Genomic DNA, 15,805 nt, shown 5'->3' with positions numbered 1-15,805 from the left:
ACACCTGAGCGGCGGTGCGACGGTTGTTCCGTGGTGGGCACACAGCTGAACTGGGACGAGTACGCCACGGCCTGGGCACGGCTGCACGGGGGCTTCGACCCCCGGGCGGCGGCCCCGGTCGTCCGCGCCTGGCTGCGGTTCGCCTACCACGTGGGGTTCGTGCTGGGCCGGCTGCGGGTCGGTCCGACCCCGGTCACCGTGGTGGGCGTGCTGCTCTGCGCCTGCGTCCCGCTGTTCGCCGTACGGCCGCAGGACGGTCCCTTCCTCGCGTCGCTGTTCGTGCTGCTCGCCGCCGTGGCGGACAGCGTCGACGGGGCGGTGGCGGTGGCCACGAACCGCACCTCCCGGCTCGGCTACGTCTACGACTCGCTGGCCGACCGGCTCGGTGAGGTCGCCTGGCTGGCCGCGTTCTGGCTGATCGGCGCGCCGGGGGCGCTCGTCGTGACGGCCGGCGCGCTCTCCTGGCTGCACGAGTACGTCCGTTCCCGGGCGGTGGCCGCCGGGATGCGGGAGCTCGGCGCGGTGACCGTGGGGGAACGCCCCACGCGGGTCTCGGTGGCCCTGGTCGGGCTGCTGCTGGCCGGGCTGACCGGGCTGATCGAGGCGGACCTGGCCGCCGGCACGATCACCATGGCGACCGCCGTCTGGGTGCTGCTGGCCGGCTTCGGTCTCGGTCAGCTGCTCTCCGCCGTCCGCCGCGCCCTGATCGACGCCGGCTGACCGCGGGCCGAACCGGCCCGCGCCGATCCGAACCAGCTCGCACCGGCCCGCGCCGAGCCGTCCGGGCGGCGGGGAGGCCCTCGGCGTCGCCGCGGCGCGTAGCTACCAGGCGGGGCCGATCTCGTCGGCGACGATCTGGGCGGAGAGCGTCACCATCGGCAGACCGCCGCCCGGGTGGCTGGAGCCGCCGACCAGCCACAGCCCGTGCGCCGGGCCCCGGTTGGCGGGGCGCAGCAGGCCGCCGGCGGTGCCGTAGATCGACCCGCCCGGCGCGCCGGTCGCGTCGTCCAGGTCGGCCGGGGTGCGGACCTCCCGGAACGCCAGCCGGTCCCGCACGTCGACGCCGCGTTCGGCCAGCACGTCGAGGACCCGGTCGGCGTACGCCTCGGCGAGGCCGGGCCGGCGCCAGTCGACGGCCCCGGCGGCGGTGCCGTGCCGGGGGGCGTTGACCAGCACGAACCACGCCTCGTGGCCGGCCGGCCGGACCACCGGGTCGTCGGCCACGGTGACGAAGACGGTGGGGTCGGCCGCCGGTCGGGCCCGCACGCCGCGCCCCGGGCGGCCGAACACCGCGTCGAACTCGGCGTCGTAGTCGCGGGGGAAGAACACGTTGTGGTGGGCCAGCCCGGAGTCCCCGGTCACGCCGAGCAGCAGCACGAAGCCGGCCAGGCTGCGGTCGGTCAGCCCGGTCAGCCGGCGCGGGCTGGGCAGCAGGTCCCGGTAGAGGGTGAGCGCGTCGACGTTGGCCACCACCACGTCGGCGGGAACCGGGGCGGCGACCCCACGCAGGCGTACGCCGTGCACCCGGCCGCCGGCGGCGTCGATGCGGGTGACCGTGGCGCCGGTCCGTACGACCACGCCGAGGTCCAGGCAGCGGGTCAGCAGCGCGTCGGCGAGCGTGCCCAGCCCGCCGCGCAGGTACCAGCCGCCGAAGGCCAGCTCGGCGTAGGGGACGGCGACCAGGGCGGCCGGCGCCCGGCGCGGGTCGGCGCCCGTGTAGGTGGCGTAGCGGTCCAGCAGCATCCGCAGTCGGGGGTCGGACAGGTGCCGCCGGCCCAGCCCGCGCAGTGTGCGGCCCGGGCCGATGGCGGCGAGGTCGCCCAGCCGCCAGGCCAGCGTGGCCAGGTCCAGCGGGGAGTCGATCGGGCGACGCAGGATGTCGCGGTGCGACGCCTGCCACACCCGCGCCGCCCGGCGCCACAGCCGCTGCCAGTCCGCGGCGGCCCGGTCGCCGAACGCCGCGCCGATGCGGGCCGCGAACTCGGCCGGGTCGGCGCACGAGTCGAGGGCCGGGCCGCCGCCGGGGAAGACGTGCCGCACGATCGGGTCCACCGGCGTCAGGTCCAGGTACTCGTCGAGCTTCGCGCCGGTCGCCTCGAACAGGTCGTGGAAGACGTCGGGCAGGGTAAGCAGGCTCGGCCCGGTGTCGAAGTGGAACGGGCCGGCCGGGGTGTCGTGGACGTACCGGCCGAGCTTGCCGCCGACGGTCTCCGCGCGTTCGAGCACGGTGACCTGGTGCCCGGTGGCGGCCAGCCGGGCGGCGGTGGCCAACCCTCCCACGCCGGCGCCGACGACCACGATCCGCGCCATGCCGCGCCTCCCTAGGTGACGGGGCGGCCGCGCCAGGACAGGCGACGCCGCTTCCGCAGATGGTACGACCGCAGGGTCAGCCAACCGAGGACCACGACCGACACGGGGTGTGCCAGCGCGTCGGGCCACCACCGGCCGCCCGTCGCCCGCGCGCTGACCGCCCGCCCGGCCACCCCCAGCAGGTAGGCGGCGCAGGCCGTGGCGGCCACCGCCGGCGCGCCGGCGGCCAGGGCGACGACCGCCAGCAGCGGGGGCGCGGTGTAGAGCAGGAGCAGCAGGGCCACCACGGCGGCGGCGGCCACCGGGCTGCCGAAGGTCGCCCAGAGCGATTTCGAGTAGCCGTCGCGCAACTGCGGCCAGTCCTCGTACATCCGGCAGGCGGCCAGCCGCGAGCCGTCGGCGAGGGCGATCCGGCCGCCGGCCCGCTTGACCGCGCGGGCCAGCTCCACGTCCTCCAGGACCTTCCCGGCCACCACGGCGTGCCCGCCGGCCGCGTCGTAGCCGGCCCGGTCCACCACCAGGAACTGCCCGCCGGCGGCGGCCAGCGACGGTCGCCGCGAGCGCTCCATCGCCCGCAGCGGCAGGAAGGTCAGCCACAGCCACTGCAACAGCGGCTGGACCAGCCGGTCGGCCGCCGTCGCCACCAGGATCCGGGGGTACGGCGACAGCAGCGTCACCCGCGCGGCGCGCAGCTCGGTGACGGCCGCCGCGACCGCGTCCGGGGCGAGCACCACGTCGGCGTCGACGAAGACCAGCGCGGTCGCCGCCGGGTCGGTCCGGGTGGCCAGCTGCCAGCAGGCGTGCGGCTTGCCCAGCCAGCCCGGCGGCGGGGCGACCCCGTCGAGCAGCGTGACCCGGGGGTCGTCGCCGGCCACCGCGCGGACCACGTCCGCGGTGCCGTCGGTCGAGCCGTCGTCGAGCACCACCACGCGCAGCCGGGGCACGCCCCGCTGGGCGAGCAGCGCGCGCAGGCAGGGGGTGACCCGCGCGGCCTCGTCGCGCAGCGGCAGCAGCACCGCCACGGTCTCGGTGACCGGCGCCGGCCGCTCGGCCGGGCGACGCAGCCAGCGGCCGGCGTTGACGAGGGTGTGCGCGGTCAGCGCGGCCACGCCGAGCAGCAGCGCGAGGACGGCGGTCATGCCGTCGCGTCGACGCCGGGGCGCTGCGGCTGGCGGGGCCGGTGCCGATGGTCGCGGCGCGAGCGCAGCAACGTGACCACCAGCGGCACGGCGGCCACCGACATGCCGGCCGCGCCCCACAGCGCCGACGCCGGCAGGTCGAGGAAGACCGCGTGGGCCAGCACACTGGAGAAGTACGTCCACAGCCAGAGCGCGAACATCGGCGCGTCCCGCCCGTCGGTGGTGGCCACGGCGGGCCCGGCCAGCGGGCGCAGCGCGCTCATCATCAGCACGGCGAAGAGCAGCCAGCCCAGGTAGTTGCTCACCGGGATGCCGGGCAGCCCGGGCAACGCGGGGGTGGCGTCCCGCCAGACCCAGTAGCCCTCGGCCACCATCTGCGGGTCGAGGAAGAGGTCCCAGGCGGCCAGCCCGACGGCGGCCAGCGCGATCCGCCGGACGGGGAACCGGTTTCCCTGCCGACCACCGGCACCACTGCCGACCACCGACCCGCTGCCGGTCGCGGGCCTGCTGCCGGTCCCCGGCCCGCTGCCGTCGGCGGTGCCGCCGGTCAGCCGGGTGGCCGCCAGCCAGGCCGGCCAGGCCATCCACGTCCAGGCCAGCGGGATGATCAGCGGCACCCCGGCCAGCTTCGGCCCCAACTCGCCGGAGTAGTCGTAGCTGCCGAACGGGAAGCCGGTGGCCACGCCGAGCGCCTCGATGGCGAACCCGCCGCCCGTGGCCACCGCGACCAGCGCCGCCGCCGTACGCGGGCCCCGGCTGAGCAGCGCGTGGCCGACCGAGAGCAGGTAGCCGAGCACGACGGTGGCGACGGTCAGCCGCGCCCGCGTCTGCCCGGCGGTCAGCGGGTAGCAGATCTGCGCCAGCACCAGCGCGGCCAGCAGCGCCCAGGACAGCCGACGGGTCACGGGGCGCCCCGGCCGGGCGGGGTGGGTGTCGGCGGCTCCAGCGGCAGGTCCCGGCCGAGTACGCCGAACGGGCGCTCGTCACCGGGGAAGCGGAAGTCGCGCAGGACGTCGAGGAAGCCGAAGCGGCGGTACAGCCGCCAGGCCCGTGACCGCTGCTCGTCGGCCTCGGGGGTGGAGAGCAGCGTGGTCGTCCCCTCCGCCAGGCTGAGCAGGGCCCGTAGCTGCCGCGCGCCCAGGCCGTGCCCCTGCGCGGGCGGGCGGACGTGCAGCTCGACCACCTCGAAGCAGTGGGTCAGCCAGCGTTGCCGGGTCGGCGTGTCGAGGGCCCGCCAGACCTGGTCGTGCCACCACTGCCCGGAGCCGCCCAGGTAGCCGTAGCCGAAGCCGGCCAGGTGCCCCTCGCTGGTGAGGCTGGCGACGGCGCGGAAGCCGGGCCGGCGTACGTGGGTGGCGATGTAGCCGCGCCGGGCCTCCAGCAGCTCCGGGCGGTATCCCATCGCCTCGCCGTAGACGGCCACCACGTCGTCCAGCCGTCGGACGAGATCGTCCGGCGTCCACCGCACCAACCTCATGCCCGTGCACCCTCCGCCGTTCCCGGATCGCCGTCCGCGACCCACCCCAGCACCGCCCGGTCGCCCACCACGTCGCGCACCTCGAACCGCGCGAAGAGTTCCTCCGCGTACCACCCCTCGGTGGGGGTCCGCATGATCGCCGCGCGGTGCTCCGGGTGACGGTACGCGAACGCCACGAGGTCCGCCGGGTCGCGCCACACGCTCACCGTGCCCTGCCAGCCCAGCGGGGCCTCGCCGACGCCGAAGCGGGCCAGCAGCCCGGGCGCGGCGTGCAACGCGGCGGCCACCGGGGGGATCGCCTGCCAGAAGGTGGCCGCCCGCCGGGGCCGCAGCCGGGCCCGGGTCAGCGCCAGCACCGGGCCGGTGACCCGGCCGCCGGGCGGCTCCCCGAACGGCCGTCGCCCCGACCACTCGCCCCGGCTGCTCAGCGGCCGCAGGTCGACCCGGACGGACGCGCGGGCGATCCGCGCCCAGGCGCGCCCCACCGGCGAGCCGTCGAAGCCGGCCGCGGCGGCGGGGGAGTCCCACACGGTCAGCGCCGCCCACCGGGTGAGGTCCGCGTCGCCCGGCCCGAAGCCGGTGCCGGTCCCGGTGCCGAGCAGCTTGCCGAACCGTACGCCGGGCAGCGCGCGCAGCCGGCGGGGGTCGAGCGCCATCCGGGCCAACGCCCTGGGCAGCGCGGCGCGGGCGGTACGCCACACGTGCAGCGTGACCAGCTCCGGGACGTCCGCTCCGCTGTCGCTGCGTCCGCTCACGCCGCCGCCTCACGGCGCTCGACGGCGGCGCGCGGTGCCACGCTGCTGTGCCTCATGGTCCGTCCGCTCCGCTCGCTCAGGCCACCGTGGTCGGCACGCCGCCGGTGACCCGCAGCAGCTCCGGGTACGTGGTGGGGAAGACCGCCCGGGGCACGCCGCCGGCCGCCCAGATCTCGTCGTACGACCCCAGTGCGGTGTCGACCAGCGTGCGCAGCGGGTGCGGGTGCCCGACGGGGGCGACCCCGCCGATCACCTGCCCGGTGTGCGCGCGGACGAACTCCGGGGTGGCCCGGCGCAGCCGGTCGACCCCGATGGACGCGGCCAGGCCGGCGGTGTCCACCCGGTGCGCGCCGGAGGTGAGCACCAGCAGCGGCGTGCCGTCCGCGTCGAAGACGAGCGAGTTGGCGATCTGGCCGACCCCGACGCCGAGCGACTCGGCGGCGGCCGCGGCGGTGTGCACCGCGTCGGGCAGCAGGCGGACGACGCTGGGCGCGTCGGACGCGTCCCGGGCGCCCGCGGCGTCGAGCACGTCCTGCACCGCCCGTACGTTCGGGTGTGGCTGCATGCCGGCCATTCTTCCCGGTGCCCGCGTCGGCGGCTCAGCCGGCCGTGCCGTGGCCGGGGCGCGCACCCATGGCGACCCCGAGGACGGGACGGCCGTCGCCGGCGGAGGCGACCGCCGTGGTCCCCCGCGCCACGGCCACGGCGGCGTACGCCCGAGCCCGGCACCTGCCGCGACGTCGACCGACGTCCGCGCGTCACACGTTGCATTTTCGTCGGGGGGAGGGTGTACTGTCAGCAGCAGTTAGAACGAGTGTTCGATTGCCTCGAACGCCCGTTCCAATAGACCCGGGGCGGTGTTTCGCGGCGCGGCTCCGGGCGGTGCGGCTCCGCGGGCCGCACCTGGGTCCCGGGCAGTCGCGAGTCCGGGCCCGTCAGGCAGGAGCGTCGCCCGCCGCCCACGACCCCCGGGCGGCGGGCGACGAACCCGCCGGTAACGCCGGCCGGGTGTGGTGTGGGGAAGCGTCCACACCCGGCCGGCCACCCCCGGTGCGTCTTCCTCCGCACCACTCGACCCGGCGTCCCGCCGGCGGCCCAGGGCCGTCTCCGGGGCGGCGCCTCGGCCACGTGGAGGAGACAGTCCCATGCCGACCAACCCGGCTCAGGCACCGACGGTGCCGGCGCACGTGCTGCCGCACCGCACCCCCGCCCAGCTTCTCGCGGTGGCCCGGCGCGGGCTGGCCGAGGCCGCTCAGACCCGTCCCGACGGGCTGCGTTACGCGGCCGCCCACCTGGCCGCGCTCCGTGCCGCCGCGGCCGTGCTCGCCGCCCGGGCGCGTCCCGCCCCCGCCCGACGGCACCGGGTCACCAGCGTCTGGGTCCTGCTCTCCGGCGTCGCCCCCGAGCTCGACGAGTGGGCCCGCTTCTTCGCTCTCGGCGCCGGCAAGCGGGCCGCCGCCGAGGCCGGCATCCCACGGGTCGTGACCGCCCGGGAGGCCGACGACCTGCTGCGCTCCGCCGAGCAGTTCGTCACGGTCGTGGAGGACGCGCTCGGCGTGGCCCACCAGCCGGCGCTCGACGGCCTCGCGGCCTGACCGGGCGTCCCCGGCCATCCGGCGGCGACCGGGTGTCCGGGTCCCGCCACACGCACGTCTGATCCGACAGCACGACGGGGGGTAGGTCCGATGGCGGGCCGGATGGTGGTCGGTTCCGCCGCACTGGCCGGTCTGGTGCGCCCGGCGAGCGCGCCGGACCCGGCAGGTGGCCACCGGGTGCTACCGGTGGCGCCGGAGCTGACCGGGCTGCTGCCCAACCGGGGACTGCGGCGGGGCAGCACGATCGCGGTCGCCACCGGCCAACCGCGGCGCAGCGGCGGCACCTCGCTGGTCCTGGCGCTGCTCGCCGAGGCGTCCCGGGCCGGCTCGTGGTGCGCCGTGGTCGGGGTCCCCTCGTTCGGGGCGGGCGCCGCCGCCGAGTTGGGCATCGCCCTGGACCGGCTCGCCCTGGTGCCCCACCCGGGTCCGGAGTGGGCCACCGTCATCGCCGCGCTGATCGACGGGGTCGACGTCGTGGTCACCGCCGTGCCGACGGCGGTCTCCGCCACGGTCGCCGACCGGCTGGCCGCCCGGGCCCGGCAGCGCGGCAGCGTCCTCGTCCCCTACGGGCGGTGGGACGGCGCGGACGTGACCCTCCAGGTGGTCCGGGGCGCCTGGGAGGGGCTCGGGCAGGGGCGGGGCCGGCTGCGCCGCCGCGAGGTCACCGTCTCCGCGCGGGGGCGCGGAGCCGCCGCCCGTCCGAAGGAGATCAAGGTCTGGCTGCCCGGGGACGGGCTCACCCGGGTCATTCCCCGCTCCGCTCCCGCCGCCGTCGTCTCCGCCACCGGCCGGTCGACCGCCGGTCGGCTGCGCCCGGTCGGCCCGGGCACCGCCACACCCGCCGGCCCGTCCCGTCGTGCCGCGCTCACCCTGGTCGCGCCGTCGTGACCGCCGTGCCCGCGCGGACCCTGTTGCTCTGGTGCCCGGACTGGCCGGTCCTCGCCGCGGAGATCGTCGACGGGGTGCCGGCCACCGACCCGGTCGCCGTACTGCACGCCAATCGCGTGGTCGCCTGCTCCGAGCGGGCCCGCGCCGAGGGGGTGCGCCGGGGGCTGCGCAGACGGGAGGCCCAGGGCCGCTGCCCGCAGCTCACCGCCGTCGAGTACGACCCTGGGCGCGACGCCCGGGCGTTCGAACCGGTGGTCGCCGCCGTCGAGGAACTGGTCGCCGGCGTCGAGGTGGTACGCCCCGGCGCGTGCGCGGTGGCCGCCCGGGGGCCGAGCCGCTACCTCGGGGGCGAGGAGGCCGCCGCCGAGCGGATCGTCGAGCACGTCGCCCAGGCCTGCGCGGTGGAGAGTCAGGTCGGCATCGCCGACGGGGTCTTCGCCGCCGGGCTGGCCGCCCGCGACGGACGGATCGTTCCGCCCGGCGGGACACCGGGGTTCCTCGCCGACCTGCCGGTCGAGGCGCTCGGCCGCCCGGCCCTGGCCGACCTGCTGCGCCGACTCGGCGTACGCACCCTGGGCGACTTCGCCGCGCTGCCCGCCGGCGACGTGCTGGCCCGGTTCGGCTTCGACGGCGCGCTGGCCCACCGGCTGGCGAGCGGGCGCGACCACCGCCCGCTCGCCGTCCGGCGACCCCCCGTCGACCTCGCGGTCACCGCCGACCACGACGAGCCGCTCGACCGGGTCGACGCGGCGGCCTTCGCCGCCCGGGCGTTGGCCGAACGGCTGCACGACCGGCTCGCCGCGCACGGGCTGGCCTGCACCCGGCTCGGCATCGAGGCGGTCACCGCGCACGGCCAGGAACTGCACCGGGTCTGGCGGCACGACGGGCTGCTCACCGCCGGGGCCATCGCCGACCGGGTGCGCTGGCAGCTCGACGGCTGGCTGTCCGGCAGCACCGGTCGGGCCGGCACCCGAGCGACCCGCCCGACGGCGGGCATCATCCGGCTGCGGCTGGTCCCGGACGGAGTGCTCGCGCAGGCCGGCCTGCAACCCGGCCTGTGGGGGGAGACCGGCGAGGAGCGGGAGCGGGCACACCGGGCGTTGAGCCGGGTGCAGGGCATCCTCGGCCCCGAGGCGGTCGTCACCGCGGTGCTCGGCGGCGGGCGTTCCCCGGCCGACCAGGTGCGCCTGGTGCCGTGGGGCGACGAACGCCTGCCGGCGCGTCCCGTCGCGCCGCCCTGGCCGGGTCGGCTGCCGCCGCCCGCGCCGGCCGTGGTGCTGCCCGACCCGCTCGCGGCGGTCGTGCATGACGCCGCCGGCACGCCGGTCGAGGTCAGCGCGCGGCTCCAGGTCAGCGCCGACCCGGCCCGGCTGGCCGTGGGCGCCGCCCGGTCGGTCGAGATCGTCGGGTGGGCCGGCCCGTGGCCGGTCGACGAGCGCTGGTGGGTGCCGGCCGAGGGCCGCCGCCGGGCCCGGTTCCAGGTCTGTCTGGCCGACGGTACGGCCCTGCTGCTCGCCGTCGAGGCTGGCCGGTGGCTGGTGGAGGCGATCTATGACTGAGCGCCCGCCCACGGTCACCGGTCGGTGCGGTGCCTTGTCGGCGGGGCGGCTCGGACGCGCTGGCGCCGCACCGGAGCGCCGTCCGGCGCTGTCGAGCTGCCCCGTTCGTGGGACCGCCGACCACCGGCCGCCGGATCTTGGTGAGATCCGGCCCCTCCAGGGGCCGAAATCGTCCAAGATCTCTCCGGTCGTCCGCACGGAGGGGCTCCGGTGAGCTTCCACAACCCGAAGCTGCCCTGGTCGGAGCTGGAACGCCTGCTCTCCGGCCGGGAACCCGGCACCGGACGATCAGCCCCGAACCGATCGGGTGTGGGCCCGGGCAGATCGGGTGCCGACCGGTCGGGTACCGACCGGTCTGGCGCGGGCGCGGGTGAACCGGGTGCCGAGCGGCCTGGCGTGGGCCAGGGCCGGTCGGGTGCGGGCCGGTCGGGTGCGGGCCAGGGCGGGTCGGGTGCGGGCCGGTCGGGTGCGGGCCGGTCGGGTGGAGGATCGGCGAGGGAGGGGCGGGCCGACGGGGAGGGCGGCCGGGTGCGCGACGGGCGGCACCTGCACGTGGTCGACCCGCTGGCCGTGGACGCCGACGGCGGCGACTCTCCCGCCTGGAGCCGCAGGCGGGAGCACTACCAGCCGCCCGAGGTGGCCCGCCCCGACGACGCGGTGCCGTACGCCGAGCTGCACGCGCACACCAACTTCAGCTTCCTCGACGGTGCCAGCCATCCCGAGGAACTGGCGGAGGAGGCGGCCCGGCTGGGCCTCACCGCGCTCGCCGTCACCGACCACGACGGCTTCTACGGGGTGGTGCGCTTCGCCGAGGCGGCCCGCGCGCTGCACCTGCCGACCGTCTTCGGCGCCGAACTCTCCCTGGACCTGCCCGGCCCGCAGAACGGCGAGCCCGACCCGCTCGGGCGGCACCTGCTGCTGCTCGCCCACGGCCACGAGGGGTACGCGCGGCTGGCGTCGACCATCGCCCGCGCCCAACTGCGCGGCGGGGAGAAGGGCCGCCCGGTCTACGGCGGGCTGGAGGAGGTCGCCGCCGAGCTGCGCGACCACGTGCTGGTGCTCACCGGCTGCCGCAAGGGGCACGTGCCGGCGGCGCTGCTCACCGAGGGGGTGGACGCGGCGGCCCGCGAGCTGGACCGGCTGACCGCCCTGTTCGGCGCGGAGACGGTGGCGGTGGAGCTGACCGACCACGGGCATCCGGTCGACGCCGACCGTAACGACGCGCTCGCCGAGCTGGCGGCGGCGGCCGGGCTGCCCACGGTGGCCACCAACAACGTGCACTACGCCACCCCGGGCCGGCGTCGGCTGGCCACCGCCGTCGCCGCCGTACGGGCCCGGCGCAGCCTGGACGAGATCGACGGCTGGCTGCCAGCGGCCGGCACCGCCCATCTGCGCGGCGGCGCCGAGATGGCGGCCCGGTTCGCCGCGTACCCCGGCGCGGTGGCGCGGGCCGCCGAGTTCGGCGCCGAGCTCGCCTTCGACCTCCAGCTCGTCGCGCCGCGGCTGCCGGCGTACCCGGTGCCGCCCGGGCACACCGAGATGAGCTGGCTGCGCCACCTGACCCACGCCGGCGCCCGCGAGCGCTACGGCCCGCCCGAGGCGCACCCGAGGGCGTACGCGCAGCTCGAACACGAGCTGAACATGATCGAGGAGCTGGGCTTCCCCGGCTACTTCCTGGTGGTCTACGACATCGTCACGTTCTGCCGCGAGCAGGACATCTACTGCCAGGGGCGGGGCTCGGCGGCCAACTCGGCGGTCTGCTACGCGCTGCGGATCACCAACGTGGACGCCGTCCGGCACCGGCTGCTCTTCGAGCGCTTCCTCGCCCCGGAGCGCGACGGCCCGCCGGACATCGACGTCGACATCGAGTCCGACCGCCGCGAGGAGGTGATCCAGCACGTCTACGCCCGCTACGGCCGGGAGCACACCGCGCAGGTCGCCAACGTCATCTCCTACCGGCCCCGCTCGGCGGTGCGCGACGTGGCCAAGGCGTTCGGGTTCTCGCCCGGCCAGCAGGACGCCTGGAGCAAGCAGATCGACCGCTGGGGCTCCGTGGCGTCCGTCGACGTGGCGGACATCCCCGAGCAGGTGGTCGCGTACGCCAACGAGTTGCAGACGTTCCCCCGGCACCTGGGCATCCACTCCGGCGGCATGGTGATCTGCGACCGGCCGGTGATCGAGGTGTGCCCGGTGGAGTGGGGGCGGATGCCGGGCCGCAGCGTGCTCCAGTGGGACAAGGACGACTGCGCCGCCGTCGGCCTGGTCAAGTTCGACCTGCTCGGGCTCGGCATGCTCTCCGCGCTGCACTACGGCTACGACATGATCGGCATGAGCCTGGACCTCGGCGACATGACGCTGGACGACCCCGAGGTCTACGACATGCTCTGCCGGGCCGACTCGGTCGGGGTGTTCCAGGTGGAGAGCCGCGCCCAGATGGCCACCCTGCCCCGGCTGAAGCCCCGCGAGTTCTACGACCTGGTGGTCGAGGTGGCGCTGATCCGGCCCGGCCCGATCCAGGGCGGCTCGGTGCACCCGTACATCCGGCGCAAGAACGGCCAGGAGCCGGTGACCTACGCGCACCCGCTGATGCGCAACGCGCTGGAGAAGACCCTCGGCGTGCCGCTGTTCCAGGAGCAGCTGATGCAGCTCGCCATCGACCTGGCCGGTTTCGACGCGGCGGGGGCCGACCAGCTGCGCCGCGCCATGGGCGCCAAGCGCTCCGCCGAGCGGATGGCCCGCATCGCCGACCGGCTCTACGCGGGCATGGCCGAACGGGGCATCACCGGCGAGCTGGCCGACGACGTCTACCGCAAGCTCTCCGCGTTCGCCAGCTACGGCTTTCCGGAGAGCCACGCGATGAGCTTCGCCTACCTGGTCTACGCCAGCTCCTGGCTCAAGCGCTACCACCCGGGGCCCTTCCTGGCCGCGCTGCTCAACGCCCAGCCGATGGGCTTCTACTCGCCGCAGACCCTCGTCGACGACGCCCGCCGGCACGGGGTGGAGGTGCGCCGGCCGGACATCAACGCCAGCGGCGCCCTGGCGGTGCTGGAATCCACCCCGCAGACCCGGTGGGGCAGCGCTGCGGGGGAGCCGCCGCACGCCTGGGGGCTGGGTGGGCCGGCCGTCCGGCTCGGGCTGTCCGGCGTGCGTACCCTCGGCGACGGGGTGGCCGAGCGGATCGAGGCGGAACGGACGGCGCGCGGGCCGTACCGCGACATGCCGGACCTGGCCCGGCGGGTCGGGCTGTCCGCCGCGCAGCTGGAGGCGTTGGCCACCGCGGACGCCTTCGCCTGTTTCGGGCTGTCCCGGCGGGAGGCCCTCTGGGCCGCCGGCGCGGCGGCCCAGGACCGGCCGGGCCGGCTGCCGGGCACGGTGACCGGCGCGACCGCGCCGACCCTGCCCGGGATGGAGGCGGTGGAACGGCTGGTCGCCGACGTCTGGGCGACCGGGCTGTCGCCGGAGAGCCACCCGGCGAGCTTCATCCGGCCCCGGCTCGACGCCCTCGGCGCGGTGCCGATCGCCCGGCTCGGTCGGGTGGAACCGGGTCGGCGCATCCGGGTCGGCGGGATCGTCACCCACCGGCAGCGGCCGGCGACCGCCGGCGGGGTCACCTTCCTCAACCTGGAGGACGAGACGGGGATGCTCAACGTCACCTGCTCCCCGGGTCTGTGGCAGCGCTACCGGCGGGTGGCCCGCACGAGCGCCGCGCTGGTGGTGCGGGGACGGCTGCACCGGCACGAGGGAGTGATCAACCTCACCGCCGACCGGCTGGACGCGATCGAGCCCCCGGTCAGTCCGGCCTCGCGCGACTTCCGCTGACGGCAGTGATCCACATTACGGTTTTCCGCGCCCGATGGAGGGACACTCCAGCTCGCGCGGGCAGAGTGGCCCGCGTGAGCACGAGGGGGACGAACGATCATGGGAAACAACGACCGTAGCGGCGGGGTGGCGAACTCCCGGCGGACCCGGCTCGGCGCCGGTTGGACCCCGAGCCACCACACCGAACCGCGCGAGTACGAGATCGTCGAGGGCCCGGTGGCCAACGCCCTGCGCTCGCGCGCCGAGGACGACGCCGCCACCGGCGAGTCCTGACCATCCGTGGTCCGGGAGCCGGCCGGGTCGCCGCCGGTGCGACTCGGCTCGGCTGGACCGGGTGACTAGGCTCGACCGGGTGGAGCAGACCCCAGGCCGGCTCGCCGGGCCGCCGCTGACCCCCCGTACCGCCGTGATCTGGTCGGTGCTGCGCGCCGAACTGGAGCGCCGTCCCGGCGCCGCGCTGACCGTCCTCGACGTCGGCGGCGGCACGGGCGGCTTCGCCGTGCCGCTGGCCCAGGCCGGGCACCGGGTGACCGTGGTCGACGCCAGCCCCGACGCGCTCGCCGCGCTGACCCGCCGGGCCGCGGAGGCCGGCGTGGCCGAACGGGTCCGCGCCGTGCAGGGCGACGGCGACGCGCTCGCCGGCCTGGTCGAGCCGGGCAGCGCCGACCTGGTGCTCTGTCACGCCGTGCTGGAGGTCGTCGACGACCCGGCGGCGGTCGTGGCCGCGCTGGCCGCCGCGCTGCGCCCGGGCGGCGCCGCGAGCGTGCTGGTCGCCGGCCGGGCCGCCGCGGTGCTCGGCCGGGCCATGAACGGGCACCTGGACGTCGCCGCCGCGCTGGCCGCCGACCCGGCCGGCACCGCCGGCAGCCGGGACACCCTGCGCCGCCGTTACGACGCCGACGGCGCCGCCGCGCTGCTCGGCGCCGCCGGGCTCGTCGTGGAGGAGATCCACGGCGTACGCGTGCTCGCCGACCTCCTTCCCGCCGCCGTCGCCGACGGACAGCCGGCCGCCCTGGTCGAGTTGGAACGGGCACTCGCCGCGCGGGCGCCCTGGCGGGACCTCGCCGCCCAGCTGCACCTGTTCGCCCGCCGCCCATGACCGACCCGCTGGAGATCGTCGGGCCGCGCTACGGCGACGCCAGCCTCGCCGACGTCCTGCCCGCCGCGCTCGCCGTGCTCGACGTGCCCGGCGCCGCAGACCCGCTCGGGCTGCGGGCCGCGCTGCCCGGGGTACGCCGGATCGCGGTGCTGCTCGTCGACGGCCTCGGCTGGCACCAGATCCCGACCGCCGCCCCGCACGCGCCGACCCTGGCGGGACTCGCCGCCACCGCCGGCCGGCAGCTGACCTCCGGCTTCCCGTCGACCACGCCGACCAGCCTGGTGACGCTGGGCACCGGCGCCGCCCCCGGCGCACACGGCGTACTCGGGTTCACGGTGCGGGTGCCGGGGACCGACCGGGTGCTCAACCACATCGAGTGGGCGGCCGATCCGGCGCCGCTGCGCTGGCAGCCGGTGCGTACGCAGCTGGAACGGGCCCGTGCCGCCGGGGTCGCCGTGACCGTGGTGAGCCGGCCGGAGTTCGGCGGCAGCGGGCTGACGCTGGCCGCCAACCGGGGCGGCGACTACCGCGGCGCGTCCGGCGTCGACGCGCTCGCCGAACGGATGCTCGCCGCCCTGGCCGTCGGCGCGGGGCCCACGCTGGTCTCCGGCTACCACCCCGACCTGGACCGGCACGGCCACCTCACGGGCGTCGACTCGGCGCCCTGGCGGATCGCCGCGGCCGAGGTGGACCGGCTGCTGGCCCGGCTCGTCGACGGGCTGCCGCCCGACGCCGCGCTGCTGGTCACCGCCGACCACGGCCAGCTCGACATCCCGGCCGGGCACCGCATCGACCTGGACACCGACCCCCGGCTGCGCGCCGGGCTGGAGGTGGTCGCCGGGGAGCCCCGGGTCCGCTACCTGCACGTCACCCCCGGCGCTGTGGACGACGTGGTGGCCGCCTGGTCGGCGGTGCTCGGCGACGCGGCCCGGGTGCGTACGCGCGACGAGGTGGTGGCGGCCGGCTGGTTCGGCCCGGTGGCGGAGGAGCACCTGCTCCGCATCGGCGACGTGGTGGTGATCTGCAACGGCACGTACGCGGTGACCGCCTCCCGCTCCGAGCCGCCGGCGGTCTCCCGGCTGGTGGCGTACCACGGGGCGGACACGGCGGCCGAGATGACGATCCCGCTGCTGGTCGTACGCGGCTGACGCGCCGGCCCGCCGG

General features: G+C 77.1%; 14 protein-coding genes. 8 read left to right on the top strand and 6 right to left on the bottom strand.

Annotated features, from left to right (window positions below):
- The first annotated feature begins 30 nt into the window (after positions 1 to 30).
- Positions 31 to 720, top strand: a complete 690-nt coding sequence (locus tag CLT72_RS13075) for a CDP-alcohol phosphatidyltransferase family protein (protein WP_088999211.1) — start codon at positions 31 to 33, stop codon at positions 718 to 720.
- A 102-nt stretch (positions 721 to 822) separates the two neighbouring features.
- Here CLT72_RS13075 and CLT72_RS13070 read toward each other — a convergent pair whose 3' ends face one another.
- The 6 genes from CLT72_RS13070 to CLT72_RS13045 form a co-directional block, all read right to left on the bottom strand.
- Entirely contained in the window at positions 823 to 2,310 is a 1,488-nt protein-coding gene (locus CLT72_RS13070) for a phytoene desaturase family protein (RefSeq protein WP_101411934.1), read from the bottom strand.
- 11 nt (positions 2,311 to 2,321) lie between these two features.
- Entirely contained in the window at positions 2,322 to 3,449 is a 1,128-nt protein-coding gene (locus tag CLT72_RS13065; protein ID WP_101411932.1) for a glycosyltransferase family 2 protein, read from the bottom strand.
- Positions 3,446 to 4,354, bottom strand: a complete 909-nt coding sequence (locus CLT72_RS13060) for a carotenoid biosynthesis protein (RefSeq protein ID WP_101411930.1) — start codon at positions 4,352 to 4,354, stop codon at positions 3,446 to 3,448. Before CLT72_RS13060 ends, CLT72_RS13065 begins: the two co-directional genes overlap by 4 nt.
- Entirely contained in the window at positions 4,351 to 4,926 is a 576-nt protein-coding gene (locus tag CLT72_RS13055; protein WP_101411928.1) for a GNAT family N-acetyltransferase, read from the bottom strand. The genes CLT72_RS13060 and CLT72_RS13055 overlap by 4 nt, the downstream gene beginning before the upstream one ends.
- Entirely contained in the window at positions 4,923 to 5,681 is a 759-nt protein-coding gene (locus CLT72_RS13050) for a monooxygenase (RefSeq protein WP_101411926.1), read from the bottom strand. Before CLT72_RS13050 ends, CLT72_RS13055 begins: the two co-directional genes overlap by 4 nt.
- 76 nt (positions 5,682 to 5,757) lie before the next feature.
- A complete protein-coding gene (locus tag CLT72_RS13045) occupies positions 5,758 to 6,246 on the bottom strand; it encodes a YbaK/EbsC family protein (RefSeq protein ID WP_101415134.1) in 489 nt (162 codons plus the stop codon).
- Between the two features lie 580 nt (positions 6,247 to 6,826).
- Here CLT72_RS13045 and CLT72_RS13040 point away from each other — a divergent pair.
- The 7 genes from CLT72_RS13040 to CLT72_RS13010 all read left to right on the top strand — a co-directional run bounded on the left by CLT72_RS13040 (position 6,827) and on the right by CLT72_RS13010 (position 15,789).
- Positions 6,827 to 7,276: an SAV_6107 family HEPN domain-containing protein gene (locus tag CLT72_RS13040; RefSeq protein ID WP_088999217.1), complete on the top strand. Its 450-nt coding sequence runs from the start codon at positions 6,827 to 6,829 to the stop codon at positions 7,274 to 7,276.
- Positions 7,277 to 7,366: 90 nt separating this feature from the next.
- Entirely contained in the window at positions 7,367 to 8,164 is a 798-nt protein-coding gene (locus CLT72_RS13035) for a hypothetical protein (RefSeq protein ID WP_101411924.1), read from the top strand.
- Positions 8,161 to 9,723: a Y-family DNA polymerase gene (locus CLT72_RS13030; RefSeq protein ID WP_101411922.1), complete on the top strand. Its 1,563-nt coding sequence runs from the start codon at positions 8,161 to 8,163 to the stop codon at positions 9,721 to 9,723. The genes CLT72_RS13035 and CLT72_RS13030 overlap by 4 nt, the downstream gene beginning before the upstream one ends.
- Positions 9,724 to 10,251: 528 nt before the next feature.
- Positions 10,252 to 13,542, top strand: coding sequence for an error-prone DNA polymerase (locus tag CLT72_RS13020; protein WP_101411920.1), 3,291 nt, complete (start codon positions 10,252 to 10,254; stop codon positions 13,540 to 13,542).
- Positions 13,543 to 13,641: 99 nt separating this feature from the next.
- Positions 13,642 to 13,815 carry a hypothetical protein gene (locus CLT72_RS32290; RefSeq protein WP_172896422.1) on the top strand — a complete coding sequence of 58 codons (174 nt, stop codon included), beginning with the start codon at positions 13,642 to 13,644 and terminating at the stop codon, positions 13,813 to 13,815.
- A gap of 61 nt (positions 13,816 to 13,876) precedes the next feature.
- Positions 13,877 to 14,641, top strand: coding sequence for a methyltransferase domain-containing protein (locus CLT72_RS13015; RefSeq protein WP_101411918.1), 765 nt, complete (start codon positions 13,877 to 13,879; stop codon positions 14,639 to 14,641).
- A complete protein-coding gene (locus tag CLT72_RS13010; RefSeq protein ID WP_101411916.1) occupies positions 14,638 to 15,789 on the top strand; it encodes an alkaline phosphatase family protein in 1,152 nt (383 codons plus the stop codon). The genes CLT72_RS13015 and CLT72_RS13010 overlap by 4 nt, the downstream gene beginning before the upstream one ends.
- Positions 15,790 to 15,805: the final 16 nt, after the last annotated feature.

This window comes from Micromonospora sp. CNZ309 (assembly GCF_002846525.1).
Note: the sequence above shows the minus strand (reverse complement) of the source record. Positions and strands in the feature narration are given on the sequence as shown.